Source organism: Methylobacterium sp. WL6 (assembly GCF_008040095.1).
Lineage (GTDB): Bacteria > Pseudomonadota > Alphaproteobacteria > Rhizobiales > Beijerinckiaceae > Methylobacterium.
Genome location: NZ_VRVH01000063.1, coordinates 1 through 21,398, shown reverse-complemented (window position 1 = coordinate 21,398; position 21,398 = coordinate 1). Strand labels below are relative to the sequence as shown.

Below are 21,398 nucleotides of genomic sequence, written 5' to 3'. Positions count from 1 at the left end.
CCCCTGCGCGACCCACTTGGGCGTCAGGCAGCCCGCCCGGAGACCGCACCCCGATGGCCCTCGACCCGACCCTGCGCGACGCCCTCTCCGCGGTCACCGTGGCGAGCCTCGCCCGCGCCCTGGCGCGCCGCGGCGTCCCGGCCTGCGCGCTCTCCGGCATCGCCGGTTCGGGCCGAGCCGTCGGGCCGGCCGTGACGCTGCGGATGATCCCGGCGCGCGGCGAGGTCGCGCGCTCGCTCGCGGAGGCGATCGAGGCGGTGCCCGAGGGCGCCGTCGTCGTGGTCGATACCGGCCGCTCCGGGCTCGCCCTCCCCTTCGGCGCGATCCTGGCCGCGCGGCTCTCCGCCCGCGGCGTCGCCGGCCTCGTCACCGACGGCTGCCTCGCAGCCGAGAGCGGCCTCGCCGTCTGGGACGCCGCGTTCGCGCCGGGCGAGGGTACGCTTCAGCTTGCGGGCTCCGGCGAGCCGATCGCCTGCGCCGGGGCCGCGGTGCATCCCGGCGACGTCGTGGTCGGCGGCCCCGACGGCGTGGTGGTGATCCCGGCCGACATCGCCGAGGCGGTGGCGCTGGAGGCGGTCGAGCAGCAGCGCCTCGATCTCTGGCTCACCCGCGAGGCGGAGAAGGGCGCGAGCCTCGCCACCCTGCTGCCGCCGGACGCCGAAACCCTGGCCCGCTACGAGGCCGAGACGAGGGCCTGAGGTCCGACGCCCGCCGGACCCGCGCCGATGTTCTTCCCGCTCTCGAAGGTGATCTTCTTCCTGATCACCCCGTCGAACGTCTTCGCCCTCGTTGGGCTCGTCGGCGTCGCGCTGACGCTCGCGACCGCGCGGCGGCGCCTCGGCGGAGCTCTGAGCGCGTTCGGCCTCCTCGGCCTGCTCGCAGGCGGCCTGTCGCCGCTCTCGGCCTGGGCGGTGCTGCCGCTGGAGCAGCGCTTCCCGGCCTACGCCGACGATCGCCCGCCCGACGGCATCATCGTGCTCGGCGGCGGGATCGAGGCCGGGTTGTCGTCCGGCCGCGGGCAGGTGGTCGTCAACGATGCCGGCGAGCGGCCGATCTACATGGCTGATCTCGCCCGCCGCTACCCGCAGGCGCGGCTGATGTTCTCCGGCGGCAGCGGCAGCCTCGTCGACGGGGCGATCGCCGAGGCCGACATCGTCAGCCGCGACGCCGACACCCTCGGCCTGCCGCGCACCCGGCTGATCCTGGAGAACCGCTCGCGCAACACCCGCGAGAACGCGCTGTTCTCCGCCGCGATGGCCCAGCCGAAGCCGGGCGAGCGCTGGCTGCTGGTGACCTCGGCCTTCCACATGCCGCGGGCGATGGGCTGCTTCCGCGCGGCCGGCTTCGACGTCGTCGCCTTCCCCGTCGACTACCGCACCCGCGGCCCGCGCGACGCGCTGCGCTTCGGCAGCTTCGCCTCGGAGGGGCTGCTGGTGCTCGACCTGGCGGTGAAGGAATGGATCGGACTCGCGGTCTACCGGCTTGCCGGCTACACCGACGCGCTGCTGCCGGGGCCGGCGGATCAGCCCTCGGGGAGCGACAACCGGTAGATCCCGCGAAAATCGTCCGGATCGGCGGGCTTGCCCTTCCGCAGGATGGCGAGGCGGCCGGCCTTGGTCAGGCGCACGGCGATGCGGCGCACCGGCTGCATCAGGGGGCTCCACTGGTCCGGATCCGACCCCGCCAGCGCGCGTGCGACCTCCGACGGGCAGATGGTCTTGCCGGGGCCGCGCTCGGCCACGAGACGCAGCATCGTCTCCTCGATCGCGTCCTCGCTGCGGGTTCCGGTGCGGTCGTCGCTCACGGCGTGGATCCTTCGGCGGGCGGGGCGCCGTCGGCGAGCAGGATCGTGCGGATCTCGGAGACGAACTGGCGCCGCCACATCACGAACACGACCGCCGTCGTCGAGGCGACGAGGAAATAGGGGCTGACGAACCACCCGAGATACGCCAACGCGAAGAAGAACGCACGCTGCCCGCGGGCGAAGTGGAGCCCGGCCGCGGTGTTCATCGCCGCCACGCGCCGTGCGGCGTGCAACATCGCGGACTCGCTCGCCCCCGAACCCTTCGGCGGCACGGTCCCCAGCAGGATCGCGCTGTAGTTGAACAGCCGGTAGGCCCAGGCGAACTTGAAGAAGGCATAGACGAACACGACCGCGAGCCCTGCGACCTTGATTTCCCAGGTCGTGCGCGTGGCGATCGTGCCGAAGGGCAGCGTGCCGAACAGGTTGAGCACGTCGTCGCCGGAGCGCGACAGGGTGAGCACGCCGCCGAGCGCGATCAGCGACGTCGAGGCGAAGAAGGCGGTGCCGTTCTGCAGCGAGGCGTTGATCGTGGTGTCGACCACGCGGTTGTCGCGCACGATCAGCTGGCGCGCCCATTCCTCGCGCTGCGCGTTCATGATCTGGCTCAGCGACACCATCCGCCCGCGCAGGCGCCCGACGGAGAGGCCGTAGCCGAGCCAGGCCAGCACGAAGTAGATCAGCGCGCCGAGGTCGATCGGCGAGAACCCGGAGGGCAGGTAGGCGGCGAGCAGCGTGGTGGAAGGGAGGTCGGTCATCGTCCCCGGGGTGCCCATCGGGCCCGCGCGCCGCGCCGGCCGTGGGCGCATCGGGACCGCGGGATGGCTACCGCGGTGCGGCGCGCGCTGTCGAGGCGTGCCGGAGCAGGCCGTCCATGCGCGGGACCCCTCACCGCCGGATCGCGAACCCGGAGGCGCCGGCGGACGGCTCGCCGGCCGTCACCTCGACCCGCTCGACGCGGGCGCCGGGCGGCCCGGCCCAGCACGCCTGCACCATCGCCTCGACCGCGTCGGCCGGCCCGGTGAGCGCGGCCTCGACCGCCCCGTCCGCGCGGTTGCTCACGTGCCCCGACAGGCCGCGCGCCTCGGCCTCGCGCCGGGTCCAGGCGCGATAGGTGACGCCCTGGACCCGGCCGACGACGACGACGACGACGCTTGTGATCTCGCTCATGACGGCACAACGCGGCCGGACGCCCGAGGTGTCCGGCCGCGTCGGGTCGTTCTCAGCGGGCGATGGCGGCGCGGCCCTGCGGACGGCCCTCGACGCGGGCCGGATCGACGGTCTTCTGACGGTAGGTCAGGTACCAGGCCACCGAGATGAACAGCACCCCGCCGACGAAGTTGCCCAGCGTGACGGGGATCTGGTTCCACAGCCACCACTCGCTGAAATGGACGGGCGCGCCGAGCATCATGCCGGCGGGGATGACGAACATGTTCACCACCGCATGCTCGAACCCCTGCGCGAAGAACAGGAAGATCGGCAGCCAGGCGCCGAGGATCTTGCCGAAGGTCGAGGTCGACATCATCGACATCGTCACGCCGAGGCAGACCATCCAGTTGCACAGCATCGCCTTGACGAAGCAGGTCAGCATCCCGGCCGTGCCGAGGTTCTCGTAGGCGATCGTCTTGGCCGAGGCGATCTCGACCAGCTTCTGCGCGACGCCGGCGATGGGCGTGTGCCACGCATTGGTCAGCGCGATCACCAGGAGCAGCGCGTACAGCACGCTGCCGAGCAGGTTGCCGATGAAGCTCCAGGCGAAGTTGCGCATCATCGGCGCGAACCCGATCCGGTTCTCCATCCAGGACAGCGTCAGGATGCCGAAGTTCCCGGTGCAGAGCTCGAGCCCGAGGCACACGATCATCACGAAGCCAACGGGAAAGACGATGGCGCCGACGAAGGGCACGCCGGTCTGCACCGCCCCGGTGAGGGCGAGGCTGGTGGCGATGCCGAGCAGCGCGCCCGCCATCATGCCGCGCACGAGCATGTCGCGGATCGACAGCTCGGCGCGCATGACGCCCGAATCGCTCATGGTCGCGGCCATGTCCGTAGGTTTAACGAAGTCCATTGGCGGAAGGCTCCCGGTGTTCGATGTTCTGCGATCCGGGAGCAGGCAAAGTCAGGGCCAAACCGGACGTTGAAGCCGCGGCATCTGCGTCGCACCTAGGTCGGCGCTCCGCGACGCCAGCCGCGCACCTCGCGCAGGTAGGGGGCCGGGAGCTGCGCCGCCTCGCCCGCCGCGAGCACGGCCTCGAGATAGCCGGGCTTCGGCACGCCGCAGGCGGTGGAGCGGCCGAGATAGATCAGCGCGCGCTTGACGCCGCCCGCGGTCGCGACCGGCTGCGAGGCCTTCACGTAGAGGCCGCCGGCAACGCCCTCGTAGCGGTCGAGGGCGGGGACGTCGGCGAGGGCCAGCTCCCACAGCACGCCCCAGACCGTGTGGCGCCCGTCGCGCACCACCGAGGCGTAGCCCTCGCGCATGACGATGAAGCGGTGGCGGTGCAGCCGGCCCTGCCCGATCAGCCGCGAAGCCGGGCAGCGGGAGGCCATGGCGGCGGCATCCATGTTCGCGCCGTAGGCGAAGTAGAGAGGCATGGATTTCGGATCGGCCGGAATCGACTACTCGCCCGGCGGCAGGCGCTCGTCGCGGCGGATCGCCCATTCGTTCGCGCGCATGGCGAGATAGGCGGTCGCCAATGCGATCGCCGGGATGCCGAAGACGACGAAGATCTGGCCGGAATTCACGGCGTGATACCTCGCAGGATGCGCCTCGCGATTAAATGTATGCCGATCCCGGTGAAAAGCCAGACCAGGGTCAACACCGTGCTTTCCGATCGGAGCGGTCCGACACCGCCGAGATTGAAGCTTGCAGCGGTGATCGGCGTGACGAAGCCGATCACGATGAACGCCACGGCGACATTGTTGATCGCCGTCGCGAGGAGCTTCGTTTGCTCGATGTTCGCCGCACGCACCGGGCGATCGCCTCGATCGGCTGACGCGAGTCAGGCGAATTCCAGGATCACCGCATCGACGGCGAGGCTCTCGCCCTCCTTGGCGTGGACCTTCGCCACCGTGGCGTCGCGCTCGGCGCGGAGCACGTTCTCCATCTTCATCGCCTCGACGATGGCGATGGCCTCGCCGTTCTTCACCTCCTGGCCTCCGGTGACCAGGATCTGCTTCACCAGGCCGGGCATCGGGCAGAACACCTGCTTGCCGGAGCCGGCATCCTCCTTCACCGGCATCAGCGCGGCGAGCTCGGCCTCGCGGCGGGTGTAGACGCGGGCCTCGGCCGCGGCGCCCGCATGCTGGAGCGCGACGCCGTTGAGCAGCCCGCGCACCTGGATCGCGACGCGCTGCGCGCCGATCGTGCCGGTCCAGACCGGCTCGCCCGGGCGCCAGTCGCTCTCGACGACGTGGGTGGTGCCGTCGGCCTCGGTGACGACGAGGCAGTTCTGCGCCAGCGCATCCTCGTGCGGATCGACGGTGACGGGGAAGGCCTCGCCGGCCAGCATCACCACCCGGTCGCGCTCGAAGTGCAGCAGCGCGGGGGCGCGCATCTGGCCGGAGATGCCGCGCTTGCGCGCGTTGAGCTTGTTATCGATGGCGGCCGCGGCCGCCATCATCCGCTGCGCCACCGCGCCTTTCGGCTCGGGCGCGGAGAACCCTTCCGGGAACTCCTCGGCGATGAAGCCGGTGGACAGCGCCCCCTCGCGCCAGCGCGGATGCGCCATCAGGGCGGCGAGGAACGGGATGTTGTGGCGGATGCCGTCGATGGCGAAGGCGTCGAGCGCCTCGGCCTGGAGCTCGATTGCCTCGGCGCGGGTCGGCGCCCAGGTGACGAGCTTGGCGATCATCGGATCGTAGTGGATCGCGATCTCGCCGCCCTCCTCCACGCCGGTGTCGTTGCGGACCTTGCCGGTGCCGAACGTGCCCTCCTCCGGCGGCCGGTAGGTGGTGAGCCGGCCGATCGAGGGCAGGAAGTTGCGGGTCGGATCCTCGGCGTAGACGCGGCTCTCCACCGCCCAGCCGTCGAGCGTCACCCGATCCTGCGTGAGCGGCAGCGTCTGGCCGGCCGCCACCCGGATCATCAGCTCGACGAGGTCGACGCCGGTGATCATCTCGGTGACCGGATGCTCGACCTGGAGGCGGGTGTTCATCTCCAGGAAGTAGAACGACTTGTCCTGGCCGGCGACGAACTCGACCGTGCCGGCGGAATCGTAGTCCACGGCCTTCGCTAGGGCGACCGCCTGCTCGCCCATCTTCCGGCGGGTGGCCTCGTCGAGGAGGGGCGAGGGTGCCTCCTCGATAACCTTCTGGTTGCGGCGCTGAATCGAGCACTCGCGCTCGCCGAGGTAGACCACGTTGCCGTGCTTGTCGCCGATCACCTGGATCTCGATGTGGCGCGGATCGGTGATGAACTTCTCGATGAACACCCGGTCGTCGCCGAAGGACGAGGCGGCCTCGGACTTCGCGCGGGCGAAGCCCTCCGCGACCTCGCCCGAGGCGTAGGCGATGCGCATGCCCTTGCCGCCGCCGCCGGCGGACGCCTTGATCATCACCGGGTAGCCGATGCCGTCGGCGATCTCGACGGCGTGCTCGGGGCTCTCGATCACGCCGAGGAAGCCCGGCACCGTCGAGACGTTGGCGGCGGCCGCCGCCTTCTTGGATTCGATCTTGTCGCCCATCGCGGCGATGGCGCCGGCGTTTGGGCCGATGAAGATGATGCCGGCCTCGGCGAGCGCGTTGGCGAAGGCCTCGCGCTCGGACAGGAAGCCGTAGCCCGGATGCACCGCCTGCGCCCCGGTCTGCTTGCAGGCGTCGATGATCTTCTCGATGACGAGGTACGATTGCGCCGCCGCCGCCGGGCCGATGTGGACGGCCTCGTCGGCCATCGCCACGTGGACCGCGTCGCGGTCGGCGTCCGAGTAGACCGCCACGGTCTTGATGCCCATGCGCCGCGCCGTCTTGATGACGCGGCAGGCGATCTCGCCCCGGTTTGCGATCAGGATCTTGTCGAACATCTTTTATCGCGCTCGGGTCTGGTCGTCTTCAGGAAGCGGCTTGGCGTGAGCCGGATAGAGCGTTCCCGATAAAGCAGATCCGCAGGCGACGGAAGCTGTGCCGGCGGCCGATGCCTGGGCGACCGCGGTCAAAAGTTTTTGGTCTCGTTTCAAGCGGCCAGCGCGAAGCGCGGCCGGTCGGTCCTGGCCGGCTCGCGGGTCCAGCGGTTGGCTTCCATCGCGAACACCATCAGCGCCTCGGCGCTCCCCTGCGCCTCCCGGACGACCTCGACGGCGATTCGCGCGCCGGCCGGCGTCGGGCCGGTGAGGCCGGCGAGCGACGCCGAAAGCCAGGCGGCGACCGCGCGGTCGACGTAGCCCGAGGGACGCTCGCCCCAGACCGCGAAGTCGACCACGAGGGCGACCAGCGCGTCGGCGAAGGCCGGGTCGGCGTCGGGCACCGCCCGCTCCAGGGCGATCAGCATGTCGGTCTCGTCGCGATGGGCGATGCCGTCCGGCAGCACGTCGCGCAGCAGAGCCTGCACGTCGGCCGCCGCGATGCGGCCCTCGGCGACGGCATGGTTGCAGAAGTCTTGAAGAGAAACGTTGATCATGACCGAATTCCTCCGCGACCTTTGTTCGGTCGCCGCCTGTCCTCGTGTGTATTGGACTGTAGGAGACGAGATCGTCTTCAGAGGTTAACGACCAAATCTGAACCGGCGTTCAGGTTAAAGCGTGCTCACGAATGAGCGTTTCGAGAATCTTGCTTTTTTCGAGCGACATGCCGGCATCTGTCGAGACCGCACGATCGTCGCCCGCTCTCCGGGAACGCAGATGAAACGTCACCCGCTCACCGCTATCCCGTCATTCCGGGGCGCCGCAGGCGAGCCCGGAATCCAGAGCCACCGGCGGTGGCGGATCCGGCTGGCGTCGGCGGCTCTGGGTTCCGGGCTCTGCTTCGCAGCCCCGGAACGACGAGGGGAAACGGACCGAAGGTCGTCCGCCCTCAGCGCACGATCACCGTCGCGCCCACCGGCACGCGGTTGAACAGGTCGACCACGTCGATGTTGCGCATGCGGATGCAGCCGGACGACGCGGCCTGGCCGATCTTCTCCGGCTCGTTGGTGCCGTGGATGCGGTAGAGCGTGTCGCGGCCCTTGTCGGAGAGGTAGAGCGCGCGGGCGCCGAGCGGGTTGCCCGGCCCGCCCTGCATCGGGTGGACGTGCGGCCAGCGCTTGATCATCTCGGCCGGCGGGTTCCAGGCCGGCCATTCCGCCTTGCGGTCGACCGTGGCGGTGCCCTTCCAGCCATAGGCCTCGTCGCCCACGGTGACGCCGTAGCGCATCGCCTTGCCGTCGGGCAGCACGAGGTAGAGCTGCCGCTCCATCGTCTCGATCACGATGGTGCCGGGCTGCTCCTTCGTCGGGTCGGTGACCTGGTAGCGGGCGAAGTGCGGGTCGAACTCGGCGTCCGGCACCAGCGCCATGAAGGCGGTGTCCCGTGCCGACAGGGCCGGATCGGGCACCGCCTTGAAGTTGCAGCCCGAGAGCAGCACGGCACACGCGATGATCGGGGCGAAGCGCATGGCGGGCCTCTCTCGAGTGGGCTTCCGCCGTTCGAACCAGGGTTGACGGAAACTGACCGAAGCATAGGCGGACGAGGCACTTCGGCGTAGCGTCCCGCGTTGCCCGCGGGCACAATGCCAAGCGCTGTTGCCGCTTTGCGACAGGTGCGTCCGCAGCGAGGCGGCGCGCACAGCCGGAGGGATGATCGTGACGACCCTGTACGTGAGCCACCCGGCCGCCCTCGACCACGCCGTGCCCGAGGGGCATCCCGAGCGGCCCGACCGCATCCGCGCGATCGAGCGCGTCCTGGAGAACGAGCGTTTCTCCGGCCTCGTCCGCACCATGGCGCCGCAGGCCGAGGCCTCGGTCGCCACGCTCGCCCACCCCGCCGCCTATGTCGAGGCGATCGTCGAGGCCTCGCCCAAGGACGGGATGGTCGCGATCGATTCGGATACGCTGATGTCCCCGGGCAGCCTGGAGGCGACGCTTCGCGCCGTCGGCGGCGGCATCATGGCGGTCGATGCGGTGATGGGGTGCGAATGCAGCAACGCCTTCGTCGCCATGCGCCCGCCCGGCCACCATGCCGAGCGCACCCGGGCGATGGGATTCTGCTTGTTCAACCATGCCGCCATCGCCGCGCGCCACGCCCGCGCCAAGGGCGCGACCCGCGTGGCGCTGGTCGATTGGGACGTGCACCACGGCAACGGCTCGCAGGACATCTTCTGGGACGATGCCGACGTGATGTACGCCTCGACCCACCAGATGCCGCTGTTTCCCGGCACCGGCGCGGCCTCCGAGCGCGGCGCGAAGGACACCATCGTCAACGTGCCCCTGCGCCCGGGCGACGACGGCGCGGTCTTCCGCGAGGCGTTCGAGGCCGGCATCCTCGCCCGCGTCGACGCCTTCGCGCCCGACGTGATCATCCTATCGGCCGGCTTCGACGCCCATCACCTCGATCCCTTGGCCAACCTGCGCCTGACCGAAGCCGATTTCGGCTGGGCCACGCGCAAGCTGATGGAGGTCGCCGACCGGCACGCCGGCGGCCGCCTCGTCTCGATGCTGGAGGGCGGCTACAGCCTCGACGGCCTCGGCCGCTCGGTGTCGGCGCATGTCGACGCGCTGATGGGGCGATGAGGGAAAGATCGGGTGCCCTCCCTCCCCCGAGAGGGGGGGATCGTCGGGAAAGTGTAGCCAACGATCGTCATCGTCGGGTTTCAGGATAATTCGGCAATCGGAACCGGGATTATGTGGTAATGCCACGCCCGGCGTCGGCCGGCATGGCGGCCGCTCGTCGATGGGGTGGATCGGGTGCGGCAGAGGCGTGGCTACGGGCTGGTTTGGGCGACGGCGATCGGGCTGGCCGGTGTGGCGCTCGTCGCGGCTTTCGCCGGCGACGACGTTCGGCAGGTCGCTTCACGGCTGACGAACCTTTTCGTGGCGCGCGATGCGGCCAGGTCCGCCCCCGCCCCCGCCAAGCCCACGCCATTCGCTGCCCCCCAGCGCACCGCGGTCGAGGGCGGACGCGTCGTCGTGGTGCTCACGCCCGAGGAACGCGCCCGGATCGGCCTCGAGACCGCACGGCGGCAGCCCGAATCGCACCCGATCGAGATCCAGGCCTACGGCAGCGTCCTCGACCTCGCGCGGGTGACGGAGCTCACGAATTCCTACGCCGCCGCGACGGCGCAGCTGCAGACCGCGCAGGCGCGGGTCGAGGTCTCGCGCGCCGCGTTCCAGCGCGCCAAATCCCTCGGGCCCTACGCGACGCAGGTGCAGATCGAGACCACCGAGGGCACGTTCCAGACCGACCAGGCGGCGCTCGCCGCCGCGCAGTCGCAGGTGCGGACGCTCAGCGCTACCGCGCAGCAGGAATGGGGGCCGGTGATCGGCCGCGGCATCGTCGAGCGCTCGGTCCTCGTGACCCGGCTGATCGAGCGCGCCGACTTCCTGGTGCAGGTGACGCTGCCGCCCGGGGAGACGCTGAAGGGCCGGCCCGGCGCGGCCTTCGCGGAGGTGCCGCCGCAGAGCGAGCGCGTGGCGCTGCGTTTCGTCTCAGCCGCGACCCGCACCGACCAGCGCATCCAGGGCCTCAGCTCGTTCTACACGGTCTCCGGCGACAGCGGCCTCCTCCCCGGCATGAGCACGCTGGCCTTCATCACCTCGTCGCGGGCCGCCACCGGCGTGCTCGTGCCCGAGGAGGCGGTGGTGCACTGGCAGGGCGGGGCCTGGTTCTACCGCGCGGTCGGCGAGACCGGGTTCGCCCGCCACGCGCTCGGCGCCGACCCCGCGCTCTCGGGCGACGGCTTCGTCGTCGCGGATCTCGCCGGCGAGACCGAGATCGTGATGCGGGGCGCGCAGGCCCTGCTGTCGGAGGAGATGAAGGCCCAGGCGCAGGCCGCCGGCGGCGCGGACGACGACTGAGCCGATGTCGTCCGATCAAAGCCCCGCCGCGCCCGATCCCGTCGGCCCGCAGGCCGCCCTGGTCGCCTTCGCGATCCGCTTCCCCGGCATCGTCGTGGCCTTGGCGCTGGCGTTGCTGGTCTACGGCACCGCCAGCCTCGGCCAGGCGAAGTACGACGTCTTCCCCGAGTTCGCGCCGCCCTCGGTGGTGATCCAGACCGAGGCGCCGGGGCTCAACCCGGAGCAGGTCGAGATCCTGGTGACCCAGACCGTCGAGGTCGCCGTCAACGGGCTTCCCGGCCTCGCCACCCTGCGGTCGAGCTCGATCCAGGGCCTGTCGGTCATCACCGCCACCTTCAACGCCGGCAGCAGCATCTACCGGGTGCGCCAGCTCGTGACCGAGCGGCTGGCGAGCCTCGCCGGGCGCCTGCCGCAGGGCGTGCTGCCGCCGGCGATGACCGCGCTGACCTCCTCGACCAGCACCGTGCTCCTGGTCGGGCTGACCTCGGAGAGCCGCTCCGCCCTCGACCTGCGCACGATCGCCGACTGGCGGGTGCGCCTGCGGCTGCTCGCGGTGCCCGGCATCGCCCAGGTCTCGGTCTACGGCGGCGCGGTGCGCGCCTTCCAGGTCGAGGTGCGGCCGCACGACCTGATCCGCTTCCGCCTCGGCCTGAACGACGTGCTCGTGGCCGCGCGCAAGGCCACCGGGGTGCGCGGAGCCGGCTTCGTCGACACCCCCAACCAGCGCATCGCCCTCCAGACGGAAGGCCAGTCGCTGACGCCGGAGGAGATCGCCCGCACGGTGCTCGTCAACGAGGGCGGCGCGAGCGTGGTGCTCGGCGACGTCGCCACCGTGGTCGCCGCCCCCGAGCCGCCGATCGGCGCGGCGCTCGTCGACGGCCGGCCCGGCATCCTCCTGATGGTCGGTGCGCAGATCGGCGCCAACACCCTGGAGGCGACGCGCCGGGTCGAGGCGGCCCTCGACGAGCTTCGGCCCGGGCTGGCGCGCGACGGCATCGTGCTGCGCGGCGACCTCTTCCGCCCGGCGAACTTCATCGCCCAGGCCAACGGCAACGTGCTGCAGGCGCTGGCGCTCGGCGGCATCCTGGTCGTCGTGGTGCTGTTCGTGTTCCTGTTCGACTGGCGCACGGCCGTCATCAGCGCGGTGGCGATCCCGCTCTCGCTGCTCGCCGCCGTGCTGGTGCTCGGGGCGATGGGCGAGAGCCTCAACACGATGACCCTCGGGGGGCTGGCCATCGCCATCGGCGAGGTGGTGGACGACGCGGTGATCGGCATCGAGAACGCGGTGCGGCGCCTGCGCGAGAACCGCCGCCTCGCCGTGCCGCTTCCGGTCGCGCGGGTGGTGCGCGACGCGATCCTCGAGGTGCGGGGTGCGGTGGCCTACGCCACCTTCGCCGTGCTGCTGGTGTTCCTGCCGGTGCTGGCGCTCACCGGCGTCGCCGGGCGCCTGTTCGGCCCGCTGGCGCTCGCCTACATCCTGGCGGTGGTGGCCTCGCTCGCGGTGGCGCTCACGGTCACCCCGGCGCTCGCGATGGCGCTGGTCGCGCGCAAGGACTTGCCCGCGCGCGATCCCCCGGTGATGCGGATCGCGCGCGCCGCCTACGCGCGGATGCTTGGGTCCGTCGAGCGGCGCTTCGGCTGGGCGGCGACGGCGGCCGTCCTCCTCACCCTCGCCGGCGCGGCCGCCCTGCCCTTCTTCGGCGGCACCTTCCTGCCGGACCTCAAGGAGGGCCACCTGATCCTGCACATGGCGGCGGCGCCGGGCACCTCGCTGCAGGAATCGCTGCGGCTCGGCGCGCGCATGACCGCCGGGCTCAAGGCGGTGCCCGGCGTCCGCGCCGTGGCGCAGCAGGTCGGGCGGGCCGAGGCCGGCCAGGACACGGCCGGCACGCATTACAGCGAGATCCACATCGACCTCGAGCCCGGCCTCGACGGCGCGGCGCAGGGGCGGAGCGAGGCCGGCATCCGCGCGCTGATGGCGGGCACGCCCGGCGCCGCGTTCTCGCTCAAGACCTTCCTCACCGAGCGCATCGAGGAGACGGTCTCGGGCTACACCGCGCCGGTGGTGATCAACGTGTTCGGCGCCGACCTCGACCGGATCGAGGCGGCGGCCCGCGACGTCGCCCGCGAGCTCGCCGAGGTGCGGGGCGCCGCCGACGTGCAGCAGCAATCCCCCGCCGGCCTGCCGCAGATCACCGTGTCCTTACGCCGGAACGACTTGCGCCACTGGGGCCTCGACGCGATCGAGGTGCTGGAGATCGTCCGTACCGCCTACCAGGGTGACGTGGTCGGCCAGGCCTACGAGGGCAACGCCGTCTTCAACGTGATCGTCGTCCTCGACCGGGCGACCCGCGCGCACCTCACCCGCCTCGGCGACCTGCCGCTGCGGACCACGAGCGGCAGCTACATCCGGCTGGCCCAGGTCGCCGACGTCTACGAGACGGCCGGGCGCTACCAGGTCCAGCACGCGGGCGCGCAGCGGGTTCAGGCGGTGACCGCCAACGTGACGGGGCGCGACGTGGCCTCCTTCGTCGAGGCGGCCAAGCGCAAGGTCGCCAAGGAGGTGACCCTTCCGCCCGGCGTCTACGTCGCCTTCGAGGGCGCCGCGGAGACGCAGGCGCGGGCGCGCGCCGACCTGCTGACCTATTCTGCGCTCGCCGGCCTCGGCATCGTGCTGCTGCTCGCGGTGGTCACCGGGTCGGTGCGCAACCTCGTGCTGGTGCTGGTCAACCTGCCCTTCGCCTTCGTCGGCGGCGTGCTCGCCGTGGCGGCGACCGGCGCGGTGGTCTCGCTCGGCTCGATCGTCGGCTTCGTCACCCTGTTCGGGATCAGCTTGCGCAACGCGATCATGCTGATCGCCCATTACGAGCACATGGTCGCCCGCGAGGAGCGCAGCTGGGACGCCGCCACCGCCGCGGAGGGCGCCGGCGACCGGCTGGTGCCGATCCTGATGACCTCCCTCGTCACCGGCCTCGGCCTGCTGCCGCTGGCGCTCGGCGCCGGCGAGCCGGGGCGCGAGATCGAGGGGCCGATGGCGATCGTGATCCTGGGCGGGCTCGTCACCTCGACGGTGCTGAACCTCGCGATCCTGCCGGCCTTGGCGCTGCGCTACGGCCGGTTCGTCGCGGACTATCCCTCCAGCGGCTCGTCGCCGAGCATCTCGATCCCGAAGCCCGACAGGCCGACATAGGCGCGGGCCGAGGTCGAGAGGTTGCGGATCGAGACCACGCCGAGGTCGCGCAGGATCTGCGCGCCCAGGCCCACCTCGCGCCACTGGCGCACGCGCTGCGCCTCGGTGCCCTCGTCCGCGACGCGGTTCAGCGGAACCCCGGCGGTGCCGTCGCGCAGGTACACGAGGATGCCGCGGCCCTCCCGCGCGAACCGGCGCATCACCGTCTCGATCTGGCGACCGCCCTCGATCACGTCGGCGACGACGTCCGAGCGATGGAGCCGGACCAGCACGTTGCGGCCGTCGCCGATGTCGCCGTGGACGAAGGCGAATTGCTGGATCGCCTCGAACGGCGTGGTGTAGGCGTAGCCCGTCATCGGGCCGAACTCGGTCTCGACCGGGAAGTGGCCGACGCGCTCGACCAGCTTGTCGCGCGCCTGGCGGTAGGCGATCAGGTCGGCCACCGAGACGCGGGCGAGGCTGTGCGTCTCGGCGAAGGCCGCGATCTGCGGCCCCTTCATCACCGTGCCGTCGTCGTTGGCGAGCTCGCAGATCACGCCGACGGGCGGCAGGCCGGCGAGCTTGCACAGGTCGACCGCGGCTTCCGTATGGCCTGAGCGCATCAGCACGCCGCCGTCCCGCGCGATCAGCGGGAAGACGTGCCCGGGGCGGACGAAGTCGTCGGCGCCCATGTTGCCGTTGGCGAGCGCCCGCACGGTGTTGCAGCGCTGCTCGGCCGAGATGCCGGTGGTCAGCCCGTGCTTCACGTCCACCGTGACGGTGAAGGCGGTGCCGAGCGGCGCGTCGTTCGAGGCGACCATCGGCGCGAGGTTGAGGCGGCGCGCCTCCGCGACCGTCACCGGCGCGCAGACGATGCCGCAGGTGTTGCGGACGATGAACGCCATCTTCTCCGGCGTGCAATGGATCGCGGCGACGACGAGGTCGCCCTCGTTCTCGCGATCGTCGTCGTCGGTGACAACGACGATCTCGCCGCGGGCGAAGGCTTCGATGGCGGAGGTGACGGAGGTGTGGGGCACGGTTCGGTACTCGAATGGGCTTTGCGTCCGGGGACGGTCGGGCGTCAGACGCCGACGTGAGGCGCCGAAGTCAGGTGCCGACCTGCCCCCGATGGCGGAGATGGTGGTCGGCGAGCACGCACGCCATCATCGCCTCGGCGACGGGGACGGCCCGGATGCCGACGCAGGGATCGTGGCGGCCCTTGGTGATCAGGTCGACGTCGCGGTTGTCGCCCGTGACCGTGCGCCGGGGCGTGAGGATCGACGAGGTCGGCTTCACGACAAACCGCACCACGATCGGCTGGCCGGTCGAGATGCCGCCGAGCACGCCGCCGGCATGGTTGGCCAGGAACGTCGGGCGCCCGTCGTTGCTCGCGCGCATCTCGTCGGCGTTGTCCTCGCCGCGGAGCGCCGCCGAGGCGAAGCCGTCGCCGATCTCGACGCCCTTGACCGCGTTGATGGACATCATCGCGGCGGCCAGCTCCGCGTCGAGCTTGCCGTAGATCGGCGCGCCGAGGCCGGGTGCCACGCCCTCGGCCACCACCTCGATCACTGCGCCGATCGACGAGCCGTCCTTGCGGATGCCGTCGAGGTAGTCCTCGTAGAATTTCGCGGTCGCCGCGTCGGGGCAGAAGAACGGGTTGGCGCCGACCGCCTCCCAATCCCAGCGCGACCTGTCGATCGCGTGCGGACCCATCTGCACCAAAGCCGCGCGGATCGTGACGCCGGGGATCACCTTGCGCGCGATGGCGCCGGCCGCGACCCGCGCCGCGGTCTCGCGCGCCGACGAGCGCCCGCCCCCGCGATAGTCGCGGATGCCGTACTTGGCGTCGTAGGCGTAGTCGGCATGGCCCGGGCGGTAGCTGTCGCGGATCTCCGAATAGTCCTTCGAGCGCTGATCGGTGTTCTCGATCATCAGCGCGATCGGCGTGCCGGTGGTGAGCTGGCGGCCCCCGGTGCGGTCGTCGGCGAACACGCCCGACAGGATCTTCACCTGGTCCGGCTCGCGCCGCTGGGTGGTGAAGCGCGACTGTCCGGGCTTGCGCCGGTCCAGCTCGGCCTGGATCTCCTCGGCCTCGAGCATCAGCCCGGGCGGGCACCCGTCGACGACGCAGCCGAGGGCGACCCCGTGGCTCTCGCCGAAGGTGGTGACGCGGAACAGGTGGCCGAACGTGTTGTGGGACATCGTGCGCGTGCTCTAGCGCGCGGGCGGCGGAGGCACAAATCGGGGCCGCGTTGCGTCTGCGTTGGGTGGCCGCCTCCCTCCCCCGAAGGGGAAGGGAGAGCGTTCGGCGCGACGCCGACTGGCGGCGCCCATGCGGGCGATCAGGCCGGCACCTCCTCGATGGCGCGCGGCTCGGTTTCCGGCACGCCGTTGCGGGCATGGCGGAAGCTCGAGAGCGCCTGGTAGGTCTTCAGCCGCGCCCGCATCAGCGAGCCCAGCGGACGGTGCGCCGCGAGGCTGTGGGCGGGACGGAAGGAGAGCACGTCGTCGGCGTAGGCGCGACGGGTCTCGCTCGTCGCGTCCTGCGCCGGCAGCACGAGGCGGGCGACGGTGCGGTAGGGGCTGGCCTCCTCCGACCATTCCTTCGAGGCGTCCTCGATCGGCATGTCGTTCAGGTCGAGGCAGAGCTGCACGCGGATCTCGAACACCACCTCCTGGCCGCGGAAGAAGGCCGCGACCGCGTGGCGGAAGGTGTCCGGGTCGTCGCCGGGGTGAAGCTCCTCCTTCGCCAGGGCCTCCTGCGCGGGCGCGGCCGGGAACGCGGCGATCTTGGCGATGTGGTCGCCGTAGCGCAGCGCCGCCTGCGAGTAGTACGGCTCGGCCAGGGGATGCAGCGGCTGGTGTCCGAAGAAATCAAGCAGCGGCGCGCTCTTGCCGGTCACCGCCTTCACGACCGAATCGGCTGCCCGCGCCGTCGCCGAGACCGCGACCTTCACCGCCTCCGGCGCCTTGGTGCCGGCTTCGAGCTGCTTCATGCTGCCGAGGAAGCCCTTCGCGTCCGGGTTCGGGAAGACCGGCCCGGTGGCGAGCACGAAATCCTGGGTGTCGGCCGCGTGACCGGCGAGCTTCTCGCCGGCGACGCCGAGCACCTTGATCGCCATGCCGCGGTGGGTCGAGACGCTGTCCTTCAGGAGCTCGCCCGGCCCCTGCGCGAACCGCACGATCGCCGGATGCGTGCCCGCCGTCGCGAACAGGCCCTGGGCCAGCTCCGCGGGCAGGTTCGGCAGCACCTGGAGCTCGCCGACGACGATGCCGCTGATCTTGGCGTGCGAGGCGCGCACGGCGTGCTTGTAGCGTGCGGCGGTGGACTCGCTCTCGCGGGTCATCGAGGCGATGATCTCGTCGATGACGTGGTTCTCGTCGGGGGCCGGGGTTTCGACGTTGTCGTGATAGCGGATCGGGGTCGCGCGGTCGGTCATGGGGCTCGCTCTGAAGCTCTTCGAGAATCGCTCCGGGGTGAACCGCGCTTGGCGCTCAGGTATCCCGCGGTCGCGCCAGGACGCCGCCGGTCATCGGCTCGCGCACGCCGGTGGTCGACGGAAACGTGATCGGCAGACCCTTGAGCGAGCGCACGGCCAGGTGCGCGAAGGCCTGCGCCTCGAGGAAGGCCGAGGACCAGCCGATGGCGTCGGCCGTCGTGATCTCGGCGCGCAGGTGGTAGTTCAAGAGCCGCACCAGCTCGCCGTTGCGGGCCCCGCCGCCCGCGACGATCCAGCGGGCCGGGATCTCCGGGGCATGGTCGAGCGCCCGGGCGACCGCGCGGGCCGTGAAGGCGGTGAGCGTCGCCGCGCCGTCCTCGGTCGAGAGCTGGCCCGCGAGCTTGTGCGAGAACCAGTTGCGGTCGAGCGATTTCGGCGGCCGCCGGAAGAAGAACGGGTGCGTCAGCAGCCACGCCAGCAGCGGCTCGTCGGCTCGCCCGCGCGCGGCGGTGCGGCCGCCGTCGTCGAGATTCTTGCCCTCGCGCTCCTGCATCCACTCGTCGATCAGCGAGTTGCCGGGCCCCGTGTCGAAGGCGATCACGCCGCCCTTCGCGTCGACCAGGGTCGCGTTGGCGACGCCGCCGATGTTGAGGATGCCGTAGGCGCCCTCGAACCCCGAGGCCGCGGCCAGCGCCTGGTGAAAGACCGGCACCAGGGGCGCCCCCTGGCCGCCTGCCTCGATGTCGGCGCGGCGCAGGTCGGAGACGACCGGAATGCGCAAACGGTCGGCGAGCGCCTGCCCCTCGCCGATCTGGATCGTGATGCGCTGGTCCGGGCGGTGGATCACCGTCTGGCCGTGGAAGCCGATCACGTCGATGTCGGCGGCCGAGAGCCCGTTCTCGGCGAGGAACTGCTCGACCGCCTGGGCATGCGCCTCGGTGACGAAGGCCTCCGCCTCGGGCAGCCGGCCGGGCCGGTCGCCGGGGGCGACGACGCCCTCGGCGTCCTTGGTGGCGGCGCGCAGCAGGACCTTCTCGTCCTCGGAATAGCCGCGGTAGCCGGTCGGCCCCAGGGGCTCGAGGTAGTTGTTGTGGCCCTTGACCACGTGGACGGCCTCGCCGTCGGTCTCGATCAGGGCGACGTCCACGCCGTCGAGCGACGTGCCGCTCATCAGGCCGATCGCGCGCATCATGGTCATGACCTGCCCCCGTGCCTTTCGCCGGTCGTCCTGCTATGGGTGACCCTCGCAAAACATCCGATCCCTGCGGGCGCCCGAGATGGCGACGACGACGCGACGGAGGTTTTGCGAGTGACACTCAGCCGCCTCATGCCCTTTTGCGAGCGGACGCGCCAGCGCGCAGGACCGGTCCGGTCCCGTGCCGGAGCCGCCCGCTTCGAACCGAGAAGTCCGAGCCTCCCATGACCGCCGCCGAGCCCTTCGCGCCGAAATCCGAGTTCCTGAAAGTCCTGAGCGAGCGCGGCTACGTCCACCAGTGCTCGGACTTCGCCGCGCTGGACGCGGCCGCGGCCGAGGGGCGGCTCACGGCTTACGTCGGCTACGACTGCACCGCGGCCTCGCTCCATATCGGCCACCTCTTGTCGATCATGATGCTGCACTGGCTGCAGAAGACCGGCGGCCGGCCGATCGCGCTGATGGGCGGCGGCACCACCCGCGTCGGCGACCCCTCGGGGCGCGACGAATCGCGAAAGATCCTCAGCCTGGAGCAGATCGAGGCCAACAAGGCCGGCATCCAGAAGACCTTCGCCCGGTTCCTCGCCTTCGACGGCTCGGCGACCGGCGCGATCATGGTCGACAACGCCGAATGGCTGACCAAGCTGAACTACATCGAGATGCTGCGCGACGTCGGTCGCCATTTCTCGGTCAACCGCATGATGTCGATGGACAGCGTGCGGATGCGGCTGGAGCGCGACCAGGAACTCTCGTTCCTGGAATTCAACTACATGATCCTCCAGTCCTACGACTTCGTCGAGCTGAACCGCCGCCACGGCTGCACCATGCAGATGGGCGGGTCGGACCAGTGGGGCAACATCGTCAACGGCATCGATCTTGGCCGCCGCATGGGCGTCCCGGGCCTGCTCGGGCTGACCTGCCCGCTGCTGACCACCGCGTCGGGCGCCAAGATGGGCAAGACCGCCGCCGGCGCGGTCTGGCTCGATGCCGGGATGCTGAAGCCGTACGATTACTGGCAGTTCTGGCGGAACACCGAGGATGCCGACGTCGCGCGCTTCCTCAAGCTGTTCACCTTCCTCCCGCTGCCCGAGATCGCCGACCTTGCCGCGAAGGGCGGGGCCGGGATCAACGAGGCCAAGGTGCGGCTCGCCACCGAGGCGACGGCGCTGATGCACGGCCGCGAGGCGGCGGACGCCGCCGCCGAGACCGCGCGGAAGACCTTCGTCGAGGGGACGCTGGCCGAGGACCTGCCGAGCGTCACTGTCTCGCGCGACCTCGTCGATGCCGGCCTCGGCGTGCTCAGCGCCTTCGGGCCGGAATACGCCAAGCTGGTGCCGTCCACGAGCGAGGCCCGCCGCCAGATCAAGAGCGGGGGCCTGCGCATCGACGACGTGGTCCTCACCGACGAGCGCGCCGTGCTGCGCACCGCCGACTTCGCCAAGACCGGCGTGATCAAGCTCTCGTTCGGCAAGAAGCGCCACGTGCTGCTGCGCGTGGCGTGACCGCTCGCGGCGAAGCGGGGCCCGGACCGGGCTCGGCTTCGTCTTTATGCGAGGCCGTTCGTCAGCGGATGCCGCCGCTCGCGGTGATCACCTCGCCGGTGAGCCAGCGCGCGTCGTCGGAGGCGAGGAAGGCGACCACCCGGGCGATGTCGTCCGGCGCGCCGGCGCGGCCGAGCGGGGTCTGCGCGACGAAGCCGGCTTCCATCTCGGATCCGGCGATGCCGGCCGAATGGGTGCCCTCGGTCACCACGTAGCCCGGGCTTACCGTGTTGACCCGGATCCGGCGCGGCGCCAGCTCGTTGGCCAGCACCCCCGAGATCGCGTTGAGGGCGCCCTTCGTCCCGGCATAGACCGCCGCAGTCGGCGTATGCACGTGGGTGATCGCCGACGAGATGTTGACGATGCTGCCGCCCTCGCCGAGGTGCCTGGCGGCTGCCTGGGTCGCCAGCAGCACGCCGAGCACGTTGACGTCGAACAGCTTGCGGTAATGCGCCTCGGTGATCTCCTCGATCGCCGCGAAGTCGTAGACGCCGGAATTGTTGACCAGCACGTCGAGCCGGCCGAATGCCGTCACCGCCGCCTCGATCACCGCTTGCGCCTGGGCGGCCTGGGAGACGTCGCCCTGGACCGCGATCGCCCGGCCGCCGGCCGCGGTGATCGCGGCGACGACCGCCTCCGCGCCGGTTTTGCTCGATGCGTAGTTCACGACGACCGCCGCGCCGTCCTCTGCCAGCGCCTTGGCGATGCCGGCACCGATGCCCTTCGATGCGCCGGTCACGACGGCGACTTTGCCTGCGAGCTTGGACATGTATGCTAACCCTCGGCATGGGCCGGCACCGGAATGGCCGCCGTATTCCCATAGTTCGGGATTTCGGAACTAATGTCGCGCGGATCAAGCCCCCATATGCCGAAATCATGAGATCCCTGTTCCATCCCGCGATGGAGGACGTGCGCCCGGACGCGATCCTCCACGCCCTGTCCGATCCGAACCGCGCGGCGATCTTCGCACGGATCATGCGCGCGGGCTGCGTCGAGGCGTGCTCGGCCGTCTCCGCCCTTGGAGACCGGGTGATCCCGAAATCGTCGCTGTCGACGCACTTCAAGGTGTTGCGCGAAGCCGGCTTGATCCGCAGTGCGCGCCACGGCGTGGAGATGCGCAACGAGTCGCGCTACGCCGAGGTCGAGGCGCGCTTTCCGGGCCTGCTCGGCGCGATCATCAACGCCTACGCGTCCGGAGCCTGCGACGGGTCGCCCGGTGCCGGCCCGTCGGCGCCCGCGGCACGCGGCAGCGAAGCGTCGCCCGCGGAGTAGGCC

The 21,398-nt window shown here is 71.2% G+C and carries 22 protein-coding genes; 7 read left to right on the top strand and 15 right to left on the bottom strand.

Annotated elements, in window-relative coordinates; all coding sequences use genetic code 11:
* The coding region (locus FV230_RS11345) for a ribonuclease activity regulator RraA (protein WP_246694828.1) at positions 1-698 on the top strand (698 nt) is incomplete at its 5' end.
* Positions 699-725: 27 nt separating this feature from the next.
* Positions 726-1,550, top strand: coding sequence for a YdcF family protein (locus tag FV230_RS11340; RefSeq protein WP_147842469.1), 825 nt, complete (start codon positions 726-728; stop codon positions 1,548-1,550).
* Here FV230_RS11340 and FV230_RS11335 read toward each other — a convergent pair.
* From FV230_RS11335 to FV230_RS11295, 10 genes are all read right to left on the bottom strand, one after another.
* Positions 1,523-1,753, bottom strand: coding sequence for a DUF3253 domain-containing protein (locus FV230_RS11335; RefSeq protein ID WP_147726996.1), 231 nt, complete (start codon positions 1,751-1,753; stop codon positions 1,523-1,525). The genes FV230_RS11340 and FV230_RS11335 overlap by 28 nt on opposite strands.
* A 47-nt stretch (positions 1,754-1,800) precedes the next feature.
* Complete coding sequence (locus tag FV230_RS11330; protein ID WP_147842468.1) at positions 1,801-2,559, bottom strand: DUF599 family protein; 759 nt, start codon at positions 2,557-2,559, stop codon at positions 1,801-1,803.
* Between the two features lie 130 nt (positions 2,560-2,689).
* Positions 2,690-2,971, bottom strand: a complete 282-nt coding sequence (locus FV230_RS11325) for an acylphosphatase (RefSeq protein WP_147842467.1) — start codon at positions 2,969-2,971, stop codon at positions 2,690-2,692.
* Positions 2,972-3,023: 52 nt separating this feature from the next.
* The gene (locus FV230_RS11320; protein ID WP_246694827.1) at positions 3,024-3,830 is read right to left on the bottom strand and encodes a formate/nitrite transporter family protein; all 807 of its coding nucleotides are present in this window, start codon (positions 3,828-3,830) and stop codon (positions 3,024-3,026) included.
* 131 nt (positions 3,831-3,961) lie between these two features.
* The gene (locus tag FV230_RS11315; protein WP_147842465.1) at positions 3,962-4,393 is read right to left on the bottom strand and encodes a gamma-glutamylcyclotransferase family protein; all 432 of its coding nucleotides are present in this window, start codon (positions 4,391-4,393) and stop codon (positions 3,962-3,964) included.
* A 24-nt stretch (positions 4,394-4,417) separates the two neighbouring features.
* The gene (locus FV230_RS31230; protein WP_279593141.1) at positions 4,418-4,543 is read right to left on the bottom strand and encodes a hypothetical protein; all 126 of its coding nucleotides are present in this window, start codon (positions 4,541-4,543) and stop codon (positions 4,418-4,420) included.
* Complete coding sequence (locus tag FV230_RS11310) at positions 4,540-4,770, bottom strand: hypothetical protein (RefSeq protein ID WP_147842464.1); 231 nt, start codon at positions 4,768-4,770, stop codon at positions 4,540-4,542. The genes FV230_RS31230 and FV230_RS11310 overlap by 4 nt, the downstream gene beginning before the upstream one ends.
* Before the next feature lie 30 nt (positions 4,771-4,800).
* Positions 4,801-6,819, bottom strand: coding sequence for an acetyl/propionyl/methylcrotonyl-CoA carboxylase subunit alpha (locus tag FV230_RS11305; protein WP_147842463.1), 2,019 nt, complete (start codon positions 6,817-6,819; stop codon positions 4,801-4,803).
* Between the two features lie 149 nt (positions 6,820-6,968).
* The gene (locus FV230_RS11300) at positions 6,969-7,412 is read right to left on the bottom strand and encodes a hypothetical protein (RefSeq protein ID WP_147842462.1); all 444 of its coding nucleotides are present in this window, start codon (positions 7,410-7,412) and stop codon (positions 6,969-6,971) included.
* Positions 7,413-7,804: 392 nt separating this feature from the next.
* Positions 7,805-8,383 (bottom strand): L,D-transpeptidase, encoded by a 579-nt coding sequence (locus tag FV230_RS11295; RefSeq protein WP_147726986.1) that lies wholly within the window; start codon positions 8,381-8,383, stop codon positions 7,805-7,807.
* 187 nt (positions 8,384-8,570) lie between these two features.
* Here FV230_RS11295 and FV230_RS11290 point away from each other — a divergent pair, with 187 nt between their 5' ends.
* The 3 genes from FV230_RS11290 (at position 8,571) to FV230_RS11280 (ending at position 13,971) form a co-directional block, all read left to right on the top strand.
* Entirely contained in the window at positions 8,571-9,497 is a 927-nt protein-coding gene (locus FV230_RS11290) for a histone deacetylase family protein (protein WP_147842461.1), read from the top strand.
* 174 nt (positions 9,498-9,671) lie between these two features.
* On the top strand, positions 9,672-10,781 hold the full coding sequence (locus FV230_RS11285; protein WP_147842460.1) for an efflux RND transporter periplasmic adaptor subunit: 1,110 nt from the start codon (positions 9,672-9,674) through the stop codon (positions 10,779-10,781).
* 4 nt (positions 10,782-10,785) lie between these two features.
* Positions 10,786-13,971 (top strand): efflux RND transporter permease subunit, encoded by a 3,186-nt coding sequence (locus tag FV230_RS11280; protein WP_147842459.1) that lies wholly within the window; start codon positions 10,786-10,788, stop codon positions 13,969-13,971.
* On the opposite strand, the gene ribB is transcribed toward FV230_RS11280, so the two are convergent.
* The 4 genes from ribB to FV230_RS11260 form a co-directional block, all read right to left on the bottom strand.
* The gene (gene ribB, locus FV230_RS11275; RefSeq protein ID WP_147842458.1) at positions 13,911-14,987 is read right to left on the bottom strand and encodes a 3,4-dihydroxy-2-butanone-4-phosphate synthase; all 1,077 of its coding nucleotides are present in this window, start codon (positions 14,985-14,987) and stop codon (positions 13,911-13,913) included. The two genes, FV230_RS11280 and ribB, sit on opposite strands and share 61 nt — an antisense overlap.
* A gap of 70 nt (positions 14,988-15,057) precedes the next feature.
* Positions 15,058-16,152 carry a chorismate synthase gene (gene aroC, locus FV230_RS11270; RefSeq protein ID WP_147842457.1) on the bottom strand — a complete coding sequence of 365 codons (1,095 nt, stop codon included), beginning with the start codon at positions 16,150-16,152 and terminating at the stop codon, positions 15,058-15,060.
* A gap of 140 nt (positions 16,153-16,292) precedes the next feature.
* Complete coding sequence (locus FV230_RS11265) at positions 16,293-17,390, bottom strand: catalase family protein (protein ID WP_147842456.1); 1,098 nt, start codon at positions 17,388-17,390, stop codon at positions 16,293-16,295.
* 55 nt (positions 17,391-17,445) lie between these two features.
* Positions 17,446-18,588: an anhydro-N-acetylmuramic acid kinase gene (locus FV230_RS11260; protein ID WP_147842455.1), complete on the bottom strand. Its 1,143-nt coding sequence runs from the start codon at positions 18,586-18,588 to the stop codon at positions 17,446-17,448.
* A 221-nt stretch (positions 18,589-18,809) separates the two neighbouring features.
* Here FV230_RS11260 and tyrS point away from each other — a divergent pair, with 221 nt between their 5' ends.
* The gene (tyrS, locus tag FV230_RS11255) at positions 18,810-20,084 is read left to right on the top strand and encodes a tyrosine--tRNA ligase (RefSeq protein ID WP_147726629.1); all 1,275 of its coding nucleotides are present in this window, start codon (positions 18,810-18,812) and stop codon (positions 20,082-20,084) included.
* Between the two features lie 61 nt (positions 20,085-20,145).
* Here the strand turns inward: tyrS and FV230_RS11250 are convergent, their stop codons facing one another.
* A complete protein-coding gene (locus FV230_RS11250) occupies positions 20,146-20,892 on the bottom strand; it encodes a glucose 1-dehydrogenase (protein ID WP_147842454.1) in 747 nt (248 codons plus the stop codon).
* A 107-nt stretch (positions 20,893-20,999) separates the two neighbouring features.
* Here FV230_RS11250 and FV230_RS11245 point away from each other — a divergent pair, with 107 nt between their 5' ends.
* Complete coding sequence (locus FV230_RS11245) at positions 21,000-21,395, top strand: helix-turn-helix domain-containing protein (RefSeq protein WP_147842453.1); 396 nt, start codon at positions 21,000-21,002, stop codon at positions 21,393-21,395.
* Positions 21,396-21,398: the final 3 nt, after the last annotated feature.

Bases quoted from the DNA above. Each gene is read 5' to 3' on its own strand.
- FV230_RS11295 (WP_147726986.1), bottom strand. From the start codon at position 8,383: ATGCGCTTCGCCCCGATCATCGCGTGTGCCGTGCTGCTCTCGGGCTGC.
- FV230_RS11300 (WP_147842462.1), bottom strand. From the start codon at position 7,412: ATGATCAACGTTTCTCTTCAAGACTTCTGCAACCATGCCGTCGCCGAG.
- FV230_RS11330 (WP_147842468.1), bottom strand. From the start codon at position 2,559: ATGACCGACCTCCCTTCCACCACGCTGCTCGCCGCCTACCTGCCCTCC.
- FV230_RS11260 (WP_147842455.1), bottom strand. From the start codon at position 18,588: ATGACCATGATGCGCGCGATCGGCCTGATGAGCGGCACGTCGCTCGAC.
- tyrS (WP_147726629.1), top strand. From the start codon at position 18,810: ATGACCGCCGCCGAGCCCTTCGCGCCGAAATCCGAGTTCCTGAAAGTC.
- aroC (WP_147842457.1), bottom strand. From the start codon at position 16,152: ATGTCCCACAACACGTTCGGCCACCTGTTCCGCGTCACCACCTTCGGC.
- FV230_RS11335 (WP_147726996.1), bottom strand. From the start codon at position 1,753: ATGCTGCGTCTCGTGGCCGAGCGCGGCCCCGGCAAGACCATCTGCCCG.
- FV230_RS11325 (WP_147842467.1), bottom strand. From the start codon at position 2,971: ATGAGCGAGATCACAAGCGTCGTCGTCGTCGTCGTCGGCCGGGTCCAG.
- FV230_RS11305 (WP_147842463.1), bottom strand. From the start codon at position 6,819: ATGTTCGACAAGATCCTGATCGCAAACCGGGGCGAGATCGCCTGCCGC.
- FV230_RS11245 (WP_147842453.1), top strand. From the start codon at position 21,000: ATGAGATCCCTGTTCCATCCCGCGATGGAGGACGTGCGCCCGGACGCG.
- FV230_RS11340 (WP_147842469.1), top strand. From the start codon at position 726: ATGTTCTTCCCGCTCTCGAAGGTGATCTTCTTCCTGATCACCCCGTCG.
- FV230_RS11280 (WP_147842459.1), top strand. From the start codon at position 10,786: ATGTCGTCCGATCAAAGCCCCGCCGCGCCCGATCCCGTCGGCCCGCAG.
- FV230_RS11250 (WP_147842454.1), bottom strand. From the start codon at position 20,892: ATGTCCAAGCTCGCAGGCAAAGTCGCCGTCGTGACCGGCGCATCGAAG.
- FV230_RS11265 (WP_147842456.1), bottom strand. From the start codon at position 17,390: ATGACCGACCGCGCGACCCCGATCCGCTATCACGACAACGTCGAAACC.
- FV230_RS11315 (WP_147842465.1), bottom strand. From the start codon at position 4,393: ATGCCTCTCTACTTCGCCTACGGCGCGAACATGGATGCCGCCGCCATG.
- FV230_RS11320 (WP_246694827.1), bottom strand. From the start codon at position 3,830: ATGAGCGATTCGGGCGTCATGCGCGCCGAGCTGTCGATCCGCGACATG.